The sequence below is a fragment of the Ileibacterium valens genome (assembly GCF_001945525.1).
Lineage (GTDB): Bacteria > Bacillota_I > Bacilli_A > Erysipelotrichales > Erysipelotrichaceae > Ileibacterium > Ileibacterium valens.
Window position 1 is genome coordinate 1 of the sequence record NZ_MPJW01000272.1, and the last position, 16,136, is coordinate 16,136.

Annotated in this window: 18 protein-coding genes and 1 other annotated feature; of the genes, 16 read left to right on the forward strand and 2 right to left on the reverse strand. The window is 41.2% G+C overall.

The genetic code is table 11. From position 1 onward, the window contains the following. The 9 genes from BO222_RS14175 to BO222_RS12545 form a co-directional block, all read left to right on the forward strand. Positions 1-222, forward strand: a 222-nt coding sequence (locus BO222_RS14175; RefSeq protein WP_233131268.1) for a hypothetical protein, incomplete at its 5' end; no start/stop codon positions are given. Positions 223-579: 357 nt separating this feature from the next. After that, positions 580-1,560: an ArdC family protein gene (locus BO222_RS12510; RefSeq protein ID WP_075821075.1), complete on the forward strand. Its 981-nt coding sequence runs from the start codon at positions 580-582 to the stop codon at positions 1,558-1,560. Further along, positions 1,557-1,799, forward strand: a complete 243-nt coding sequence (locus tag BO222_RS12515; protein WP_075821076.1) for a hypothetical protein — start codon at positions 1,557-1,559, stop codon at positions 1,797-1,799. Before BO222_RS12510 ends, BO222_RS12515 begins: the two co-directional genes overlap by 4 nt. A gap of 38 nt (positions 1,800-1,837) precedes the next feature. Beyond that, a complete protein-coding gene (locus tag BO222_RS12520; protein WP_143357049.1) occupies positions 1,838-2,242 on the forward strand; it encodes a hypothetical protein in 405 nt (134 codons plus the stop codon). 44 nt (positions 2,243-2,286) lie between these two features. After that, positions 2,287-2,505 carry a hypothetical protein gene (locus BO222_RS12525; RefSeq protein ID WP_143357050.1) on the forward strand — a complete coding sequence of 73 codons (219 nt, stop codon included), beginning with the start codon at positions 2,287-2,289 and terminating at the stop codon, positions 2,503-2,505. Positions 2,506-3,012: 507 nt separating this feature from the next. Next, positions 3,013-3,495, forward strand: coding sequence for a cell division protein SepF (locus tag BO222_RS12530; RefSeq protein ID WP_075821079.1), 483 nt, complete (start codon positions 3,013-3,015; stop codon positions 3,493-3,495). 6 nt (positions 3,496-3,501) lie between these two features. Continuing rightward, positions 3,502-4,281, forward strand: coding sequence for a YlmH/Sll1252 family protein (locus BO222_RS12535; protein ID WP_075821080.1), 780 nt, complete (start codon positions 3,502-3,504; stop codon positions 4,279-4,281). A gap of 17 nt (positions 4,282-4,298) precedes the next feature. Beyond that, positions 4,299-4,512: a binding site (T-box leader), on the forward strand. A gap of 52 nt (positions 4,513-4,564) precedes the next feature. Then, positions 4,565-7,312, forward strand: a complete 2,748-nt coding sequence (ileS, locus tag BO222_RS12540; RefSeq protein ID WP_075821081.1) for an isoleucine--tRNA ligase — start codon at positions 4,565-4,567, stop codon at positions 7,310-7,312. A gap of 365 nt (positions 7,313-7,677) precedes the next feature. After that, entirely contained in the window at positions 7,678-8,664 is a 987-nt protein-coding gene (locus BO222_RS12545) for a hypothetical protein (protein WP_075821082.1), read from the forward strand. Between the two features lie 146 nt (positions 8,665-8,810). Here the strand turns inward: BO222_RS12545 and rd are convergent, their stop codons facing one another. Then, a complete protein-coding gene (gene rd, locus BO222_RS12550) occupies positions 8,811-8,972 on the reverse strand; it encodes a rubredoxin (RefSeq protein WP_075821083.1) in 162 nt (53 codons plus the stop codon). Positions 8,973-9,381: 409 nt separating this feature from the next. Continuing rightward, entirely contained in the window at positions 9,382-10,563 is a 1,182-nt protein-coding gene (locus BO222_RS12555) for an FAD:protein FMN transferase (RefSeq protein WP_083647825.1), read from the reverse strand. 528 nt (positions 10,564-11,091) lie between these two features. On the opposite strand from BO222_RS12555, the gene BO222_RS12565 reads away from it, so the two are divergent. The 7 genes from BO222_RS12565 to BO222_RS12595 are packed head-to-tail and all read left to right on the forward strand — an operon-like array spanning position 11,092 to position 15,842. Beyond that, on the forward strand, positions 11,092-12,405 hold the full coding sequence (locus BO222_RS12565; protein ID WP_075821085.1) for an RnfABCDGE type electron transport complex subunit C: 1,314 nt from the start codon (positions 11,092-11,094) through the stop codon (positions 12,403-12,405). Continuing rightward, positions 12,406-13,569 (forward strand): RnfABCDGE type electron transport complex subunit D, encoded by a 1,164-nt coding sequence (locus tag BO222_RS12570; RefSeq protein WP_075821086.1) that lies wholly within the window; start codon positions 12,406-12,408, stop codon positions 13,567-13,569. It begins immediately after the preceding gene. Beyond that, positions 13,566-14,087, forward strand: coding sequence for an FMN-binding protein (locus BO222_RS12575; RefSeq protein ID WP_075821087.1), 522 nt, complete (start codon positions 13,566-13,568; stop codon positions 14,085-14,087). The genes BO222_RS12570 and BO222_RS12575 overlap by 4 nt, the downstream gene beginning before the upstream one ends. Before the next feature lie 14 nt (positions 14,088-14,101). After that, positions 14,102-14,761: an electron transport complex subunit RsxE gene (gene rsxE / locus BO222_RS12580; RefSeq protein WP_075821088.1), complete on the forward strand. Its 660-nt coding sequence runs from the start codon at positions 14,102-14,104 to the stop codon at positions 14,759-14,761. 2 nt (positions 14,762-14,763) lie between these two features. Then, on the forward strand, positions 14,764-15,342 hold the full coding sequence (locus BO222_RS12585; protein ID WP_375146317.1) for an electron transport complex protein RnfA: 579 nt from the start codon (positions 14,764-14,766) through the stop codon (positions 15,340-15,342). After that, positions 15,342-15,521 (forward strand): hypothetical protein, encoded by a 180-nt coding sequence (locus BO222_RS12590; protein ID WP_075821090.1) that lies wholly within the window; start codon positions 15,342-15,344, stop codon positions 15,519-15,521. Before BO222_RS12585 ends, BO222_RS12590 begins: the two co-directional genes overlap by 1 nt. Before the next feature lie 15 nt (positions 15,522-15,536). After that, positions 15,537-15,842 (forward strand): (Fe-S)-binding protein, encoded by a 306-nt coding sequence (locus tag BO222_RS12595; RefSeq protein WP_075821091.1) that lies wholly within the window; start codon positions 15,537-15,539, stop codon positions 15,840-15,842. Positions 15,843-16,136: the final 294 nt, after the last annotated feature.

The window sequence follows — 16,136 nt, forward strand, 5'->3', positions numbered from 1 at the left end:
GCAGGATTGCGTTTGATTTTAGCCATGATTTCATTTCCTCTTTTCTTAATAAAAGCACAAATCGCAAAAAAAATCTGTGCAGGCCGAGCCGTACGCTCTCGACTTACACAGATAAAATTACACTCTCTAAATGTAACTGGAAAAGACGTCTATGACGTCTTTTTTTGTGATAAGAGGGCTTTTAAATCCAAATCAAAGTCACAGGCATGTGCATCTTTTTGAAATTTTCAAGCCGGATTCATCCATACCGATTCAAGTCCTAGTCCAATCAGTAAGTGTCTTGTTCGCCTGTCCTGTTCATAAATGTACAGTCTATTTGATCTTTTGCATCACTTTTTCTGCCCATTCAGTTCAGAGGATTTATCCTTCCTGCTTTTCGTTAACTTCTTCTCTGGTATCTGTTCTTGATGATCTTCCTAACTTCTATATCTATTTTCAATTTAATCGTAGGCGGCTTTCATTTGTTTTTTTTCGGTATTTAAGCGAAAATTTAACTTTTTTGCGCTGCCTTTCATGCTTCCGGTGAATAAGGAAAGTGAGTCTTGTTTAAAGATTCATTCAGAAAGTGGGTGCTTAAAAATGAAAAAAACAGATGAACTGCTCCAATTGCTCCAGGAGGGAGTTCAAAAGATTCAGGATGGAAAAGAATACAAGAAGTATCTGAAGCTTCTATCCAGTTTTCCAGAATACTCCAGCCGCAATACATTGCTGATTTTTCAGCAATGTCCACAAGCCTCTTATGTCGCTGGTTATCAGACCTGGAAAAACCAATTTGGCAGACAGGTTCGAAAAGGAGAAAAAGCCATTCGAATCTTTGCTCCTTATACCTATAAAGTTCAGGATGTCGATAACGAAAAAGGAGATGAAACGAGGATTGGCTTTCGCTCCATCAGTGTCTTTGATATTTCTCAGACGGAAGGATCTCCTCTTCCTTCTTTAGTCAACGACAAAATGCTCTGTGAAAATGTTCCTCATTTTAAAGAGCTTTTTGATGGGATTTCAAAAGTAAGTGATTATTCAATGATCATTGAAGAGATGAACGATGAAAGAAATGGTTTCTGCCGTTATTGGGATCATTCAATTCATATTCGAAAGGGAATGCCCCAACTGCAGACGATTAAGACATTGCTTCATGAAACAGCTCATTCTCTTCTTCATGATCCTTATCAGGAAAGTGAAAGTGAATTTCAGGACTATGTTCTTGAACACGCCAGACTTCGCGAGATTGAAGCTGAAAGTGTGGCTTATGTGGTTTGTTCCCATTTTCATCTGGACTGTCATGAATATTCATTTTCCTATATTGCCGGCTGGAAGCAGCAGGAAAAGTTTTTTGAGGAATCCTTAGAGAGAATCAGGAAGACGGCTGAAAACCTGATCGAGAAGATTTATGAATCCCTACCCATGGATTCAGTCTATTGCATCGATCATGAACAGCTTTCAGAAATTCGTACCAGTTCTCTGATTCCAATTTCGAATCTGAAGGCTCCGCGGTATTCATCCAGACTGGCTGCAGGCTCAAAAATTTCAGCCTTTCACAATTCTTATGGAGGTAAATTATGAGTTCTCAAGAATTTGAATCCCTGAGTCCGGAAGCTCAGGCCGTCTGTGCCCCGGAGGATACAGAAACTCGCTTTGATCAGGCGGCAAAGGGTGTTCTGGCCTTTCCAACTCTTGATGCACTCATTTTGAAGAAGGCTGCTCCTGAGATCTTTAAAGGAAGTCTTGAAGAGGTTGCCTCCCGGCTGTTTAAATCCAATGCAAACCAGAGGGTACAAATATCCGTTGAAAAGATCAGCTGACAGAAATTGATAAAGGCCTTGTTCAATTTGATATGCTGATGCTCTCTGTCTATGAAAGCTCAGATGAAGATATTCTTGTGGTGGATATTGAGGTTCAAAATGGCAAAAGCTCCGTGAAGTACTTTGTCGGACGTTTTTTCTACTATATCGGCAGTCTGTTAACCACCCAGAAAAACGACATCAGCGGATTTGAAGGGAAAGATTACGCAAACGTGAAGCCGATTCTTGCTGTATGGATTCGTTCTTCACTTCCTGACAGCTTCTTAGTGAAATCTGACACTAATGCAGAAATTGAATATAATGAAGATAGTAAATTTGTACAATTACTTGCTGAACTGCTGAGAGGATTTATAAAGATTGTTGTTATTTCGGCTGGAACCGACTGGCGTCAGGAGAATAACGAAGCCATCGAATGCATCTCTCAGATCTTTGAAATCCGGTAGATAAAGCTGAACAGCAGAACGATCTCAGAAAGGAAGGGATTGATTTGACCCAGGAACTAGCTGCTAAAATGCGTGACTATGATGATGTCCTGTTTCCGGAAGGCTATCAAAAAATCAAAGACCTAGAAGCGCTGATTGCAAAATTAACTGCTGAAAACAAACAGAAAATGGCTATGAAAGATCAGCAAATCAACGATCTGAATAAAAAAATTGAAGAACTTGAAAAGCCTTTGTCTAAATCCGATGCGAAATTAAATCAGTGATGAATGTCTGAACAATTATTTAATTCTATTTTTACCTTGATAATGTTTTTGATAAAATACCTTATTTTTTACCCATGTATTTCTAACATCGATAGAAAAAGCGCTTTAACTGAGCAGAAAAGGGGAAATATACCGATTATTTGATGATTATTAAAAAATTCACTCAAAAAATTCGCTGTTCACACCATATTTCGAAAGTTCACTGATAAAATCAACCCGTCTTAGAAGCGCTGCAAACGCGGCAGATGCTCTAAATATTGAAATTTTATGGAACAGGCGGATAAAATCCATTACAATAAAAAAGAACAGTTCAGTGAAGAATTTCCAAATCTATATCCTGTCCCTGATGACAGGCTAACGATCATGGATACTCCCAGAAAACAGACTGATTTTTAACGGATGAAATGACTCTGATAATCAGTACGAATGTATAACCGCGTAAAGGGAGTTCTTTTTTGGAATGGTATTTCTGTGTGTTATAATGACGAACGATAAGGAGGCTTTTCTATGGGATTTATGGATAAGGTCAAGGAATTCATAGCTCCAGTTGATGACGAGGATGATGAAGAAGTGGTAGAACAGATTAGTGAGACGGTTACAGCTCAGCCGGTAATGCAGAAAGCAGAACCTCAGCCTGTACGCAGTACATACGAACATCCAAAGACAAAAACATCCGCTTCAAACCTGAGTGCCAATACTAAGATGGTTCTTTTTGAACCAAGAAGTTTTGGCGAAGCAGAAGAAGTTGGATCCAGACTAAAAGAAGGACGTGCAGTTGTTGTAAACCTGCATAAACTCGATCGCGAATACGCTCAGAGAACAATTGATTTCTTAACAGGTGTTGTATTTGCACTGGATGGAAACATTCAGAAAATTGGACAGAACGTTATCTTATGTTACCCAGCATCGATTGGTGTATCCGGAACCATCACGCTCAGCAATGATGAATCCGAGGATAATGACGATTTATCCCTCACCAGTGAAGAATAACCTTCTATGCCCATGAACACTAAAGGTCATGAACTGTTGATCGCAAGGCTTTACGATGCTTTTGATAAGGTATCGAAAAGTGGTCAGCAGGTTGTGACCTCTTTTTTGACTCCAGCCGAACAGCAGATCCTTGAAATGATTGCAAAATCAAATCCTTCGATTCAATATCATCTGAGTGGAGGATATCCAATGGCTGAACGACAGGCAGGAATCATCAGTGATGGATTCGATGAATTCGATAAAGATGGATCAGTAATTATCCAGGATTTCGGATCGCAGATCGTCTGTCTAAAGAGCGATACCGATTCATATTTAAAACCATTAAAACATCCGGATGTCCTGGGCGCTTTGATGAAATCCGGGATCAAGCGTGAATCGATCGGGGATATCCTTTGTGAAGATCATCAGATTTTTCTATTCTGCAAGCAGAATATGGCAGACTTTATCAGCAGTGAAATTGTTCGTATTGGCAAACAACTAGTTCATTTTGAATTAGCAGAGATCAATGAACTGCCAGAGATTAAAAGAGAACGGATTGAAATTAACGTTCCTTCCCTGCGATTTGATGCAATTGTCGCTGCACTGTCAAAAACTTCACGTTCCAAAGCAGAAGGAATGATTAAACAGGGATTTGTCAAGATCAATGATATCGTCCTTGATCATAAAGGTCAGCTGTGCAATAATGACATCGTTTCAATTCGTCGATGCGGACGCTTTCTCTTTTTAGGTATTAAAAATACAACGAGAAAAGAGCGGCTGGTCCTCGAATTTTTGAAGTATTCCTGATCTGATCAGGACAATCACAAAATGCGTTGATAAAGACACGTCTTTTCGAATCCTCACCTTCAGAGAGCGGCCTGCTTGGTGAGAAGGCCGTATTTGAGCTTGAAAAGGTATCCCTTTTGAGCAGAAAGAGTGAATTCAGTAACTCTTTCCGGCAGCAGACCGTTATCTGAGAGCGTCCTGTCTGATTGGCAGGAAATTTAGGTGGTACCGCGATTTCAAGTCGTCCTATTTCAGGACGGCTTTTTTTTTGAGGATTTGCAATTCGATAGAAAGGAAGATCGATATGGAAACCAAAGATTTTAAGTCAACTTTACTGATGCCAAAAACTTCCTTTGAAATGAGAGGGAATCTGACTAAGAAAGAACCCAAATTTCAAAAGCGCTGGCAGGAAGAAAAACTCTATGAAAAAATGCTGGATAAGAGGGAAGGGTGCGAGGCGTTCGTTTTACATGATGGCCCTCCATACGCCAATGGAGATATCCATTTAGGGCATGCTTTAAATAAAGTATTAAAAGATGTCATCAATAAGTCCAAATTCATGCAGGGGTATCAGGTGCCTTACATCCCTGGATGGGATACTCATGGTCTGCCCATTGAAACGGCTGTAACAAAACTGGGTTATGACCGCAAGAAAATCGGAATTCCTGAATTCAGAAAGATCTGTCATGATTTTGCCCTTGAACAGGTTGCCTTACAAAAAGAAGGTTTTCTTTCCCTGGGTTCAATCGGAGATTATGATCACCCATATATTACTTTGCAGCCAGACTTTGAAGCAAAACAGATTGAGATTTTCGGGAAAATGGCTTCTGATGGATTAATCTATCAGGGCTTAAAACCCGTATACTGGTCTCCGTCTTCTGAATCCGCCCTGGCTGAAGCAGAAGTTGAATATGCTGATATTAAATCACCAACCATTTTTGTTAAGTTTCAGGTAAAGGATGGTAAAGGAAAACTGTCTCAGGACGACTATTTCGTCATCTGGACAACCACTCCATGGACCATTCCTGCAAACAATGGAATCTCTGTTCATCCACGCATGGAATATGCAAAGGTAAAGACTCCAAAGGGAAATCTGATCGTATCTGCCAGCATGGTTGATCAGCTGATGAAGGAATTTGATATCGAAGAATACGAAGTTCTGGAAACATTCAAGGGAAGCGAACTTGAATATATGACAGCTGTTCATCCACTTTACCCAGAACGAGAATCATTAGTAATGGTTGGAGAACATGTCACAGACGAATCCGGTACCGGTCTGGTTCACACAGCGCCAGGTTTTGGTATGGATGACTTCTTAATCGGAAAAAAATATGGTCTGCCAATCTATGTCAATGTCGATGAACAGGGAAAAATGATGGAAGACTGCGGTGAACGTCTGGCTGGCCAGTATGTCGAAGATGCCAATAAGACAGTAACCATGTGGCTTGATGAAAATGACGCCCTTTTAAAGCTTCAGTTTATCAAGCATTCCTACCCTCATGACTGGCGTACAAAAAAACCAATTATTTTCCGTGCAACCACGCAGTGGTTTGCTTCCATTGACCAGATCCGAGACAAACTTCTTGACCAGATCCACTCTGTTTCCTGGGTTCCTGCCTGGGGTGAAGGGCGCATGCATAATATGATCAGCGATCGTTCTGACTGGTGCATTTCCCGTCAGAGAGCCTGGGGGGTTCCGATTCCAATCATCTACGGCGAAGATGGAACTCCATTGATGGATAAAGAAATCTTTGATCATGTCGCCAAACTGGTTGCTGAATACGGAAGCAATGTGTGGTTTGAAAGAGAAGCCAAAGATTTACTGCCGGACGGTTATACCTCTGAACATTCTCCAAATGGTCTTTTTACAAAAGAAACCGATACGATGGATGTATGGTTTGACTCTGGAAGCTCTCATACCGGAGCGATGAAAGAACGTGGGCTGGGTTATCCGGCAGATCTCTATTTTGAAGGCAGTGACCAGTACCGCGGATGGTTTAACTCATCGTTAATTGTCGGAACCGCTGTCTATGGAAGTGCTCCTTACAAGCAGGTTCTTTCCCATGGTTTTGTCATGGATGAAAACGGCAAGAAGATGTCCAAATCTCAATGGAATGCCGTGGCTCCAGCAGAAATCACAAAACAGTATGGAGCAGACATTCTGCGTTTATGGGCGGCATCTGTTGACTATCAGGCCGATTGCTCAATGGGTAAAACAATCCTGAAACAGATTACAGACACTTACCGTAAGATCCGAAATACTTTCCGTTTTCTGGTAGCCAACCTCGATAACAATACATTTACAAAGGATGATCTGCTCGATCTGAATGATCTCTCAGACCTGAACAAATATGTACTCGCAGTTCTGAATGATATCGTTGATGAATGCATCAAGGCATATAACGAATACCGCTTCGGAGATGTCGTTTCCATGCTGACTGCATTCATGACCAATGAACTGTCAAGTTACTATCTCAACTACACAAAAGATATTCTTTATGTAGAAGAAAAGGATTCAAATAATCGCCGACAGGTACAAACCGTTTTATGGTACTGTGCAAGTATTCTAAGCCGTTTATGGGCACCAATTCTTGCTTTTACCTGCGAAGAGATTAATGATCTGATGAAATTCGATGAAGAAAGCATTCATCTTTCTGAATTCGTAAAAGCCGATCTAAAACAGACAGAAGGTCTTAAGGAAGAGATGAAACAGTTGCTTGCCTTAAGAAAAGATGTCCTGAAAGCTCTTGAAGAAGCCAGAAACGATCAGAAAATCAAGAAATCAGAAGAAGCAGCAATCCGAATTCATGCAAACCCTGAAATCAGGGCTCTGATGGAAAAACTGATTGATAATCCAGCTCAGTGGCTGATCGTGTCTTCTGTAGACTTTACTGATGAACCATTAAAAGCTTATGATACAGTCGAAGTGGCGGTTGATGAACCCAAAGGTCATGTCTGCCCAAGATGCTGGAAATTTACCGAGTCTGAAAATGAAGATGGCCTATGTAATCGCTGCCGCGAAGTGATCGCACATGATCATTGTCACAACTAACCCGAGCAAGCTTGTTAAATTATTAGATTGAATACTTTTTCGATTTTTGCCTGATGAATGATCCTGATTTAATCGTTGATAAAACCCATTCGAACATCGACAGATTTCAGGTTTCACCATCAGAAAAATTAACGGATGAATTCCAATGCCAGTTTATTGATTTTGTAACTGGTTGATTTCATCCGTTTTATTTTTTAGGCATTTCAGTCTTGCCAATGGACGATGTTCGATGGAAAAAGAAGCGCAGGAAAAATCAATTAACGGTTTAATTGCCTCGAATATCATCTTTCAGATGAGTTTGTGAATGTTAATATAATTAAGTCAGTCCGTTTTCTGAACTAGAGAAATATATGGAGGGAATTTAAATGAGCTTTGAATTAGATGGATGGGATATCCCCAAAACAATGTTAGAACAATGTTTTCCTACCAGATATAAATCGATCCACCTTGCCGACATGATTAACCATATGGCATTTATTCCTGCACAGCCGAGAATCGAATCCATTATGAAACAATACCCTGATTATGATCAGGCCAATGGTTTATACGGAATCATCTATATCGATCATTTAGATGGTTTGAATATTGAATTTTTTGGAAATGCCAGCCGCAAGGTGATTAATGGAGTTTCTCATTTTTCTTTTTTTACTCCTGATGATCTGGTTCATGAAACAATGCATATGGAAAAATTTGACCCTTCCAATCTGTTTTTGTTTCCAGTCATGGAAGACATGTTTTCGGAAAACATCATGGAATTATACAAACAGAATTGTTTAAAGTACTTTTCATCCAGCTCCTTGAACTTCACCAGAAGTATTGAATTCCTGGATTATCTCAGACATCGTGACTATCCGGATGAATTCATTCTGACTTTACTGAGTAAAGAAGGAAAACCCTTTTATGTCTGGGCCAGATTCGAGCACGGCAGCGGATCAGGACCATTGTTTGCGACAATTGATGAAGAAGTCCCTGAGGAATATGGAATTCAAAATGATCAGCCTGTATCGGTGAGTATGATCAAGTTTACAGGAAGCTATGGACAACTAGCGATTCCTGTTCATTTTTATGGATTTAACTATCCTTCTGTACTCGATGTATTTGAAGAATCTGAGAATGCAGTCAACGACTATTCTGAACATCTGCAGTTTGAACAATTGAAAAGGCATTTGTTGGATTATGGAAGTGTCCGTGACGAAATTGAGGAAATGGTGACGGGAAATCCAAAGGCTTCTCTTTTTGATACTCTGGCAGATTTTGGTCCATTTGATTTTGACGACAATCATGGTCCTGACGATCAAAAGAACCAGGAAGAATTGCCGTTTAATCCTGAATGGGATGATCTGCTTTTTTAAAATGCTGAGGGAGTCGATTTTTAGAATTTGAGAAGTATTATTCAATTTGAAATTTTCTGACTTAAGAAAGAAAAAGGGGGCAGCAAATGATTGCTGCTCCCAAATTTTTTAAGATTTTTACTGATCTGGAAATTGTTCTTCAGAGATTATTCAACTTTTTCGAAGTCTTCTTTTCCAGCTCCGCATAATGGGCAAACCCAATCTTCTGGAAGATCTTCAAAAGCTGTACCAGGTTCAATACCGTTATCAGGATCTCCTACTTCAGGGTCGTATTCATATCCACAGATTGTGCAAATCCATTTAGACATAATATATAGCTCCTTTCAAAACTCATTGAGTTTTTTTTGACAGGCTTATTCTATCATTTTCCATTTATAAAGGGTGTCTGAATGACTGTTAGAGTCTTGATGCAGGCCGGTAAAAATAAGAACCAGAATTGAATAAGGAGACATAAAAGAAAATATATAACGATACAAACATAAGGTTAAAAACAAAAGGAAGGCCTGAGTGAATCAATTGCACCTATTTGATTCATTTCTGACTCTTCCTTTACGACTTGATTGTTTCCTTACTGAATTGAATTAAACGCTCAATTGTTCACTAACTCCCCGGAGCACTTAATAGCAGGAGAAAATCCGTTTCTGTTGTTTGTTTATCTCAGAGGCTGATTTTATGTTTGAAAAAGTAGGTGTTTGGAAAAGGTGACTGTTATACAGCTTACTTCTCCTTGACCAGTGAAATCTGATCAGCCAGACCATCTGTATAATAGATATCGAATTCACTGGTACTCAGATCTGGTTTAAGATCAAGACTTCCTTTATCTGTAATCCAGACCGCCTGAAGATCATTTTCATCCGCTACTTTCATTCCGTCTTCAACACTCATTGTAAATAATGCAGTACTCATTGCATCCGCCCATGCTGAGTCGGGGTCAATGACAGTGACAGAGCGCATAAATTCAGCAGGATAACCAGTGTCCGGATCAATAATATGAGAATATCTTTTACCATCTATGGTTACAAAACGTTGGTAGTCACCGCTTGTAACCATACTTTGCGGAGTTTCGAAGCGTAAGCGGACTAATGAGTCATTGGTATCTGGCTTCTGAATGCCCACTACCCAATCTGAACCATCCGTTTTGTTTCCAATCAGGACCACATTCCCGCCGGCATTGATAAAACCGTTGGTTAAACCGGCTTCTTCAAGCGCTTCCTTTGCTTTTTGAGCGGTATATCCTTTAGCAACTGCGCCTAAATCCAGTTTGATGGAATCATCCGCAAATGAAATCTCGTTATTTTCTTTATTGATAATAATTCCTTCGCTTCCAGTGTGCTTTTTGGCCTGATCGATCTGTTCTGGTGCTGGCAGTTCAGGTTCTTCCATATCTCGAATATCGTGCCAGAGACTGAGAATGTTGCCTTCTGCAATATCAAATTTAGGATTAATTTTTTCAGCCTGTTCTGAAAGTTCAATGACATCAATTAATCTTGGATCCACTTTGACCGGATGATCAGCGGCTTGTTCATTTAATGTCCTTACATTATTGATGCCTTCATAGGAATGATACTGATCAAAAAGTTTATTATCGTTAACAAACACATCTTTCACTATGTTGAGATAACGCATATAATCATCTTCTGTGGTTTCGGCCTGGAAGGTGATCGGAGTGTCAAATCCGGCATCAGTCAGGGTGACGGATCTGGTCTGCAGATCCGCCTGATCATTCGAGCGGCTTGAAGCATACATGCTGATTCCAAAGATTAAGAAGAGAAAGGCGATGGATCCAAAAATCCATAGTCCTGTTGAACTCTTTTTCTTTGGCTGATTCATGTTTGCATCCTTTGGCTTGCTGCTACCTTTTTTGACTTCATTCTTCTGTTCGGAATCATTGGTTTTCATCTATTGATTTGCTTCTCCTTTACTCATGAGTGATTCAACCTGTCTGAGTTGAAAATATGACAGCTTTTCTGGACTTGTACAGAAAGTTCTTTTTTCACAAGTCGGCTGTACGGATTGAGTTTTTCTGATTGAAAGGTCAGACTCAAGGCCTTTGATTTCTCTCAGAACTATTACTTTACAGCAACATCTTGCTTCAAACAGGTGTTTGCCGTCCATTTGCTTGCCGGAAATTTTTTCGGAGTTTCGAAACTGGTTAAATGGGTTTACGGCAATCGATGAATTCTAACGGTTCTTCTTCTGAAAATCCATGCCATAGAAAAGATCATTCAATTTTGTAGATAAATGACGAAAAGAAGTACAAAATGGAAACGATTGTAATTCAAATTTCTCTGATAATTTGGAAGAATTATCGAAAAATTTGTATGATCAGGCCATTTTATTAATTCTTCACTTGAAATCGTCCTTTCGATTTTATCAGCTGGGAATTAGAATAATGCCTGTATGTTATCAAAGAAAGGATGAAACAGTATGTCACTTTTATTAGGGCCAATGCAGCAGCATATCCCTGGTAGAAAATCTTTAACGGATCACAGCGATGTTAAAGTTCTGATGCCAAAAGAACGGGTGTTTATTCCGCTTTTCGCCGGACCTGTGACGAAGTACGATCTCCTGGTTTCTGAAGGTGACCATGTCGATATTGGAACTCGTCTTGCAAACACCAAATCAGCTTTTGATGTCCCGCTTTATTCGAGTGTGTCTGGAACCTTCAAAGGCCTGGTCAAGAAGCCGCACAGTTCTCTGAAGCCACAGCTTCATTTTGAAATTGAACTCGATCCGGTTCAGACTTCAATTCAGGCTTTTGAACCCCTGAACTGGGAAAATGCCTCTCAGGAAGAAATGGTCAGCTTCATGAAAGAAACCGGAATCATCGGTCAGGGAGGAGCCGGATTTCCAACTTATGTCAAATACCTGAAGCCGCAGGGAATTCATACCCTTATTATCAATGCGGTTGAATGTGAACCGTTCATTACCGCTGACTACAAAGTAATTATGGACAATGTAGAAGACTTCATTCACGGATGCCGAATTCTGCTGAAAATGTCGACTGGCAAGGAATGTCTGATCGCCATTAAGAAAACACACCCGGACCTGATTGACTACGTCAACAAGGAAATTCAGAAGGAAGGTCTTTCCGATATTAAGGTTGTTCCTGTTCCTGATGTTTATCCAATGGGTGGTGAACGAACCTTGGTTCGTACTCTGCTTAAGAAAAACTTCAAGCGTCTTCCTGCTGAAGTTGGAGCGATTGTCAACAATGCCAATACGGCGATACTGACCGCCAGAGCCTTCGAAAAGGGAGAAGCCATCTCTAAAAAATACGTAACCTTCTCAGGTGAGGCATTAAATTATCCAACCAATGTTCTGGTTCCAGTCGGAATGAGCGTTGCCGAAATTCTCGAAAATATCGGCGGAATCAAGGATAATCTGGCCTCCTGCCGCTTAATTGCCGGCGGACCAATGATGGGAAAGGCCATGGTCAGTGATCAGATCTGCATTGACCGTGCGATGAACGCCATTACTGTTCTTAAGGATGAAGAAGAACCAGCCATGACCTGTATGAGATGCGGCAGATGTACTGCTCATTGTCCAGTCGGACTGCAGCCAGTACGAATTGCCAATGCCGTTAAGATGAACGATGTGGCTGAAATGGAAAAACGCGGAGCGATGCAGTGTATTGAATGCGGTCTGTGTACCTATGTCTGCCCAAGCAAGATTCAGGTTACAGAAAATGTCCGCAAGGCTAAACGGACTCTTGCGATGAAAAACAGGAGGGGAAATTAAATGAAGTTCGCTTTCCATGTCTCTCCGAATGAACAGCAAAAACACGCTTCCACTCAGCAGATTATGCGTGATCTGACGATTGCATTAGGCGTCGTCTTCCTCTGTTCTCTTGCTTACTATGCCATCAGCTATGGTGTGAATTACGCATTGCAGGAAATTATTCTTCTGGCTGCTTCTTTAGTGACAACTTTTGTCTGTGAAGCAATTTTTGCTAAAGTCAAAAAGATTGATATTAAGGAATTTATCACCCATTCCTTTGGATGGGTCACTGCACTAATCTTAGTGATGATGTGCCCGGTCAATATCAGCGTTTATGCCGTAATCATTGCAACTGTATTTGCGATTGTCATCGGTCGTCTGGTATTTGGTGGGTTTGGTAATAACATTTACAACCCGGCAGCCGTAGGACGTGCTGTTATTTTTGCAAGTTTTTCCGGTGCCGTAACCAATCTGACAACTTCGGCAACCCCAACTGGTGTTTTAGCCAGCAGTTTTAGGTGGATGCCGGGATCCGCTGAGGCTCTTGAGTCTTTCCTGGATACGACAGGCGGATGGTTTGGTCTTGCCATGGGGACTTATCCAGGAGCCATTGGTGAAACTTTCTCCATTGCGATCATTCTGGTTGGTATTTTCCTGATCGTTCGAAATGTCATTGATTGGAGAATGCCAGCTGTATATCTGGGAACAATCTTTATTATTACGTTCTTTATTGCCATCTTCTCAGGAATCCAGCCTTATGGCGTAATTCCAGGATGGTTATGGTATCCAATGCTTCACCTGTTAACTGGCGGTGTCATTTTTGGAGCTTTCTTCATGCTGACCGATCCGGTAACGATTCCAACTGTTCCGGCCGGTCGTGTATTCTTTGCAGCCTGCGCAGCTGTGATCACTGTTCTGATTCGTATGAAGGGAAACCTGCCTGAAGGATGTCTGTATTCCATTCTGATCATGAATACATTTACTCCAATGATTGAACAGGCTCTTGATGCTCCACAGTTTGAACAGAAGAAAAAAGCCATCATTATGTCGGCCTGCGCGCTGGTTCTTGGTCTTGGCGTTGCTTTCTATGCTTCAAGCACCATTCGTCCAGTCAAGGGAGCAAGAAATGTCGGTGAAGAAACCGCAATGGTCATTACACAGACTGAACAGGAGGATCTCGCATGAAAAACAACATTCTCCAGCTGACCCTGTTTTTAGGCGTTACCGCAGCGATTGCCGGGGGCGCCCTGGCTTATGCCAATAATGTAACGGCTCCAATTATTCAGGAAAATAATGAGAGAGCCGAAAAGGCAACACTTCTTGAAATGTATCCTGAAGCTGATCTTTCTGAATTCACTGCAGTTGAAGATGATGGCATTACCAGCGAACATCCAACGATTAAGAAAGTTTATCAGTATAAAGATGGGATTGTAATTTTCCAGTGTGAAGTCTCCGGATATGATAAAGGAACTGTTTTCCTGGTAGCCATCAATTCGGCTAACGGCGAAGTCGATAACTTCAAGACCATTTCCAATGGAGATACGCAGGGAATTGGAAGCCGAATCACTACGGATGAATTCAGAGACTCTGTTCTTGGAAAACCATCCGATGGAATCGATACGCTTTCTGGAGCGACCATCACATCTACTCCGGTTGTAGAAGCCATCAATGAATGCGGCGTTCTTGCCGGAGAAATTCAGTAAGGAGGTCCGTCAAGATGAATAGAATGGAAAACTTCAAAAACGGACTGATTAAGGACAACCCGGTATTCGGACTGTATCTTGGTCTTTGCTCAACTCTGGCCATTACAACTTCTCTGAATAATGCGATCGGTATGGGTACTGCAGTTATCGTTGTACTGATTCTGTCCAATGTCATTATTTCCGCGATTCGTAAAATTGTTCCGGACGATATCCGTATTCCGGTTTATATCGTTATTATTGCTACCCTCGTTTCCATCATCCAGATGGTCATTGAGGCTTTTGCTCCAGCGTTGAATACTTCCTTAGGCGTATTCATTCCGCTGATTGTTGTTAACTGTATCATTCTTGGCCGTGCGGAGGCTTTTGCAAGCAAGAACGGAGTTCTCGATTCCGCTCTTGATGGTCTTGGTATGGGTCTTGGATATCTGCTTGCCGTACTGGCCATGTCTTTTATTCGTGAACTGCTCTCCTCGGGCGGACTGGTATTAACCAATCCGTTCAATACAGAACAGGTATGGATGAATCTGAGCCTGATTCCTGAAGAATTCAGAATCAGTCTGTTCAGCTCTCCGCTTGGAGCCTTCATGACATTTGCATTCCTTGCGGCTGCGCTTACTGCTTATAAGAGCCATGCAGCCAAAAAAGCTGCTGCCAAGACGAAGGAGGCTAAATAATCATGTTTGCTGAATTAGCGACTCTTTTAATTACCTCGGTTCTTCTGAACAACGCAGTATTGAACCAGTTCCTTGGTCTTTGTCCATTCATGGGGGTTTCCCGAAAGAAATCTTCCGCATTAGGAATGGGTATAGCCGTATGCTTTGTAATCATTGCTGCCGGTCTGGTAACTTATGCTCTGTATTACTTTGTACTGGTTCCGCTTCATCTTGAATACATGGAACTTGTTTCCTTTATTCTGGTAGTCGCTTCACTGGTACAGCTGACGGAAATGTTCATCAAAAAGACATCTCCATCTCTGTACAAATCCTTAGGTGTTTATCTGCCATTGATCACAACAAACTGCGTTGTCCTGAATGTCTGCCTGATCAACATCTCAAATAACTATGACATTGCTCATATGCTTGTTTATACCATCGGAACACCTTTAGGCTTTGCCCTTGTTCTTTATATTTTCTCAACCATTCGTGAACGTCTTGATGCAGCGAATGTTCCAACCAGCTTTATCGGAAATCCGGTAGCTCTGATTGTAGCCGGACTGATGGCCATGGCCTTTTCCGGACTGGCAGGAATTATTTAATGGATATCGGAAATATTTTGATGGCTGTGCTCGTTTTCGGAGTCATGGTCTGTGTCTATATATTTCTATATCTGATGAACAAGAAAACTCCGAAACCCGAAGGGTGCGAAGATCTGAGAGCGGATTGCAGTGGATGCAAGGACTTTGCCTGCGCCAATCATCCCTCTCATCATGAATAGTGAAGAGGTAGCCAAATGCTGAATGCGATTTTAATGATGCTTGTGCTCGGCGCTCTTCTTGGCGGCGGATTGGGTATTGCCGCCAAGGTATTCCATGTTGAACCTGACGAACGTGTAGATTATGTAGCAGCCAATCTGCCTGGTTATAACTGCGGTGGATGTGGATATCCTGGATGTACAGGATTTGCGGACGCCATGGTCAGTGGAGACGAATCCAACTGGAAATGTAAACCAGCCAGTGCCGAACAGAAACAGAAGATTATCGATTATCTGAAAAATACTCCAGGTCCTGACGGAAAGACAGTCACGATCAAAGGATAATCAACGATTAATGAAGACGAAAAAAACCGGATGGATAACCATTCGGTTTTTTTCGCTTATCTGAATTTTAATTGTTTCGATCCTTTACTAGATGGATTCTTTCTATGCCTTTTCTTTTTCTTCATGCTTTTTCTACAGGCAGATCATATAAATTTGAGTGTTTTAAGGTAACCTTTTGAAATTTGCACGGGCTTTTATTCCCGGTTATCCCTGAATACCATCAAAGGCGGAAATCTTCTCTGTGCTCCAGCTTTCCTCTCAGGAAAGTCGGAAACGGAAGATTTCCGCCTTTTG

Excerpts from the sequence above, each read along its gene's own strand:
- BO222_RS12510 (WP_075821075.1), top strand. The coding sequence starts at position 580 with ATGAAAAAAACAGATGAACTGCTCCAATTGCTCCAGGAGGGAGTTCAA.
- BO222_RS12515 (WP_075821076.1), top strand. The coding sequence starts at position 1,557 with ATGAGTTCTCAAGAATTTGAATCCCTGAGTCCGGAAGCTCAGGCCGTC.
- BO222_RS12520 (WP_143357049.1), top strand. The coding sequence starts at position 1,838 with ATGCTCTCTGTCTATGAAAGCTCAGATGAAGATATTCTTGTGGTGGAT.
- BO222_RS12530 (WP_075821079.1), top strand. The coding sequence starts at position 3,013 with ATGGGATTTATGGATAAGGTCAAGGAATTCATAGCTCCAGTTGATGAC.
- BO222_RS12535 (WP_075821080.1), top strand. The coding sequence starts at position 3,502 with ATGCCCATGAACACTAAAGGTCATGAACTGTTGATCGCAAGGCTTTAC.
- ileS (WP_075821081.1), top strand. The coding sequence starts at position 4,565 with ATGGAAACCAAAGATTTTAAGTCAACTTTACTGATGCCAAAAACTTCC.
- BO222_RS12545 (WP_075821082.1), top strand. The coding sequence starts at position 7,678 with ATGAGCTTTGAATTAGATGGATGGGATATCCCCAAAACAATGTTAGAA.
- rd (WP_075821083.1), bottom strand. The coding sequence starts at position 8,972 with ATGTCTAAATGGATTTGCACAATCTGTGGATATGAATACGACCCTGAA.
- BO222_RS12555 (WP_083647825.1), bottom strand. The coding sequence starts at position 10,563 with ATGAAAACCAATGATTCCGAACAGAAGAATGAAGTCAAAAAAGGTAGC.
- BO222_RS12565 (WP_075821085.1), top strand. The coding sequence starts at position 11,092 with ATGTCACTTTTATTAGGGCCAATGCAGCAGCATATCCCTGGTAGAAAA.
- BO222_RS12570 (WP_075821086.1), top strand. The coding sequence starts at position 12,406 with ATGAAGTTCGCTTTCCATGTCTCTCCGAATGAACAGCAAAAACACGCT.
- BO222_RS12575 (WP_075821087.1), top strand. The coding sequence starts at position 13,566 with ATGAAAAACAACATTCTCCAGCTGACCCTGTTTTTAGGCGTTACCGCA.
- rsxE (WP_075821088.1), top strand. The coding sequence starts at position 14,102 with ATGAATAGAATGGAAAACTTCAAAAACGGACTGATTAAGGACAACCCG.
- BO222_RS12585 (WP_375146317.1), top strand. The coding sequence starts at position 14,764 with ATGTTTGCTGAATTAGCGACTCTTTTAATTACCTCGGTTCTTCTGAAC.
- BO222_RS12590 (WP_075821090.1), top strand. The coding sequence starts at position 15,342 with ATGGATATCGGAAATATTTTGATGGCTGTGCTCGTTTTCGGAGTCATG.
- BO222_RS12595 (WP_075821091.1), top strand. The coding sequence starts at position 15,537 with ATGCTGAATGCGATTTTAATGATGCTTGTGCTCGGCGCTCTTCTTGGC.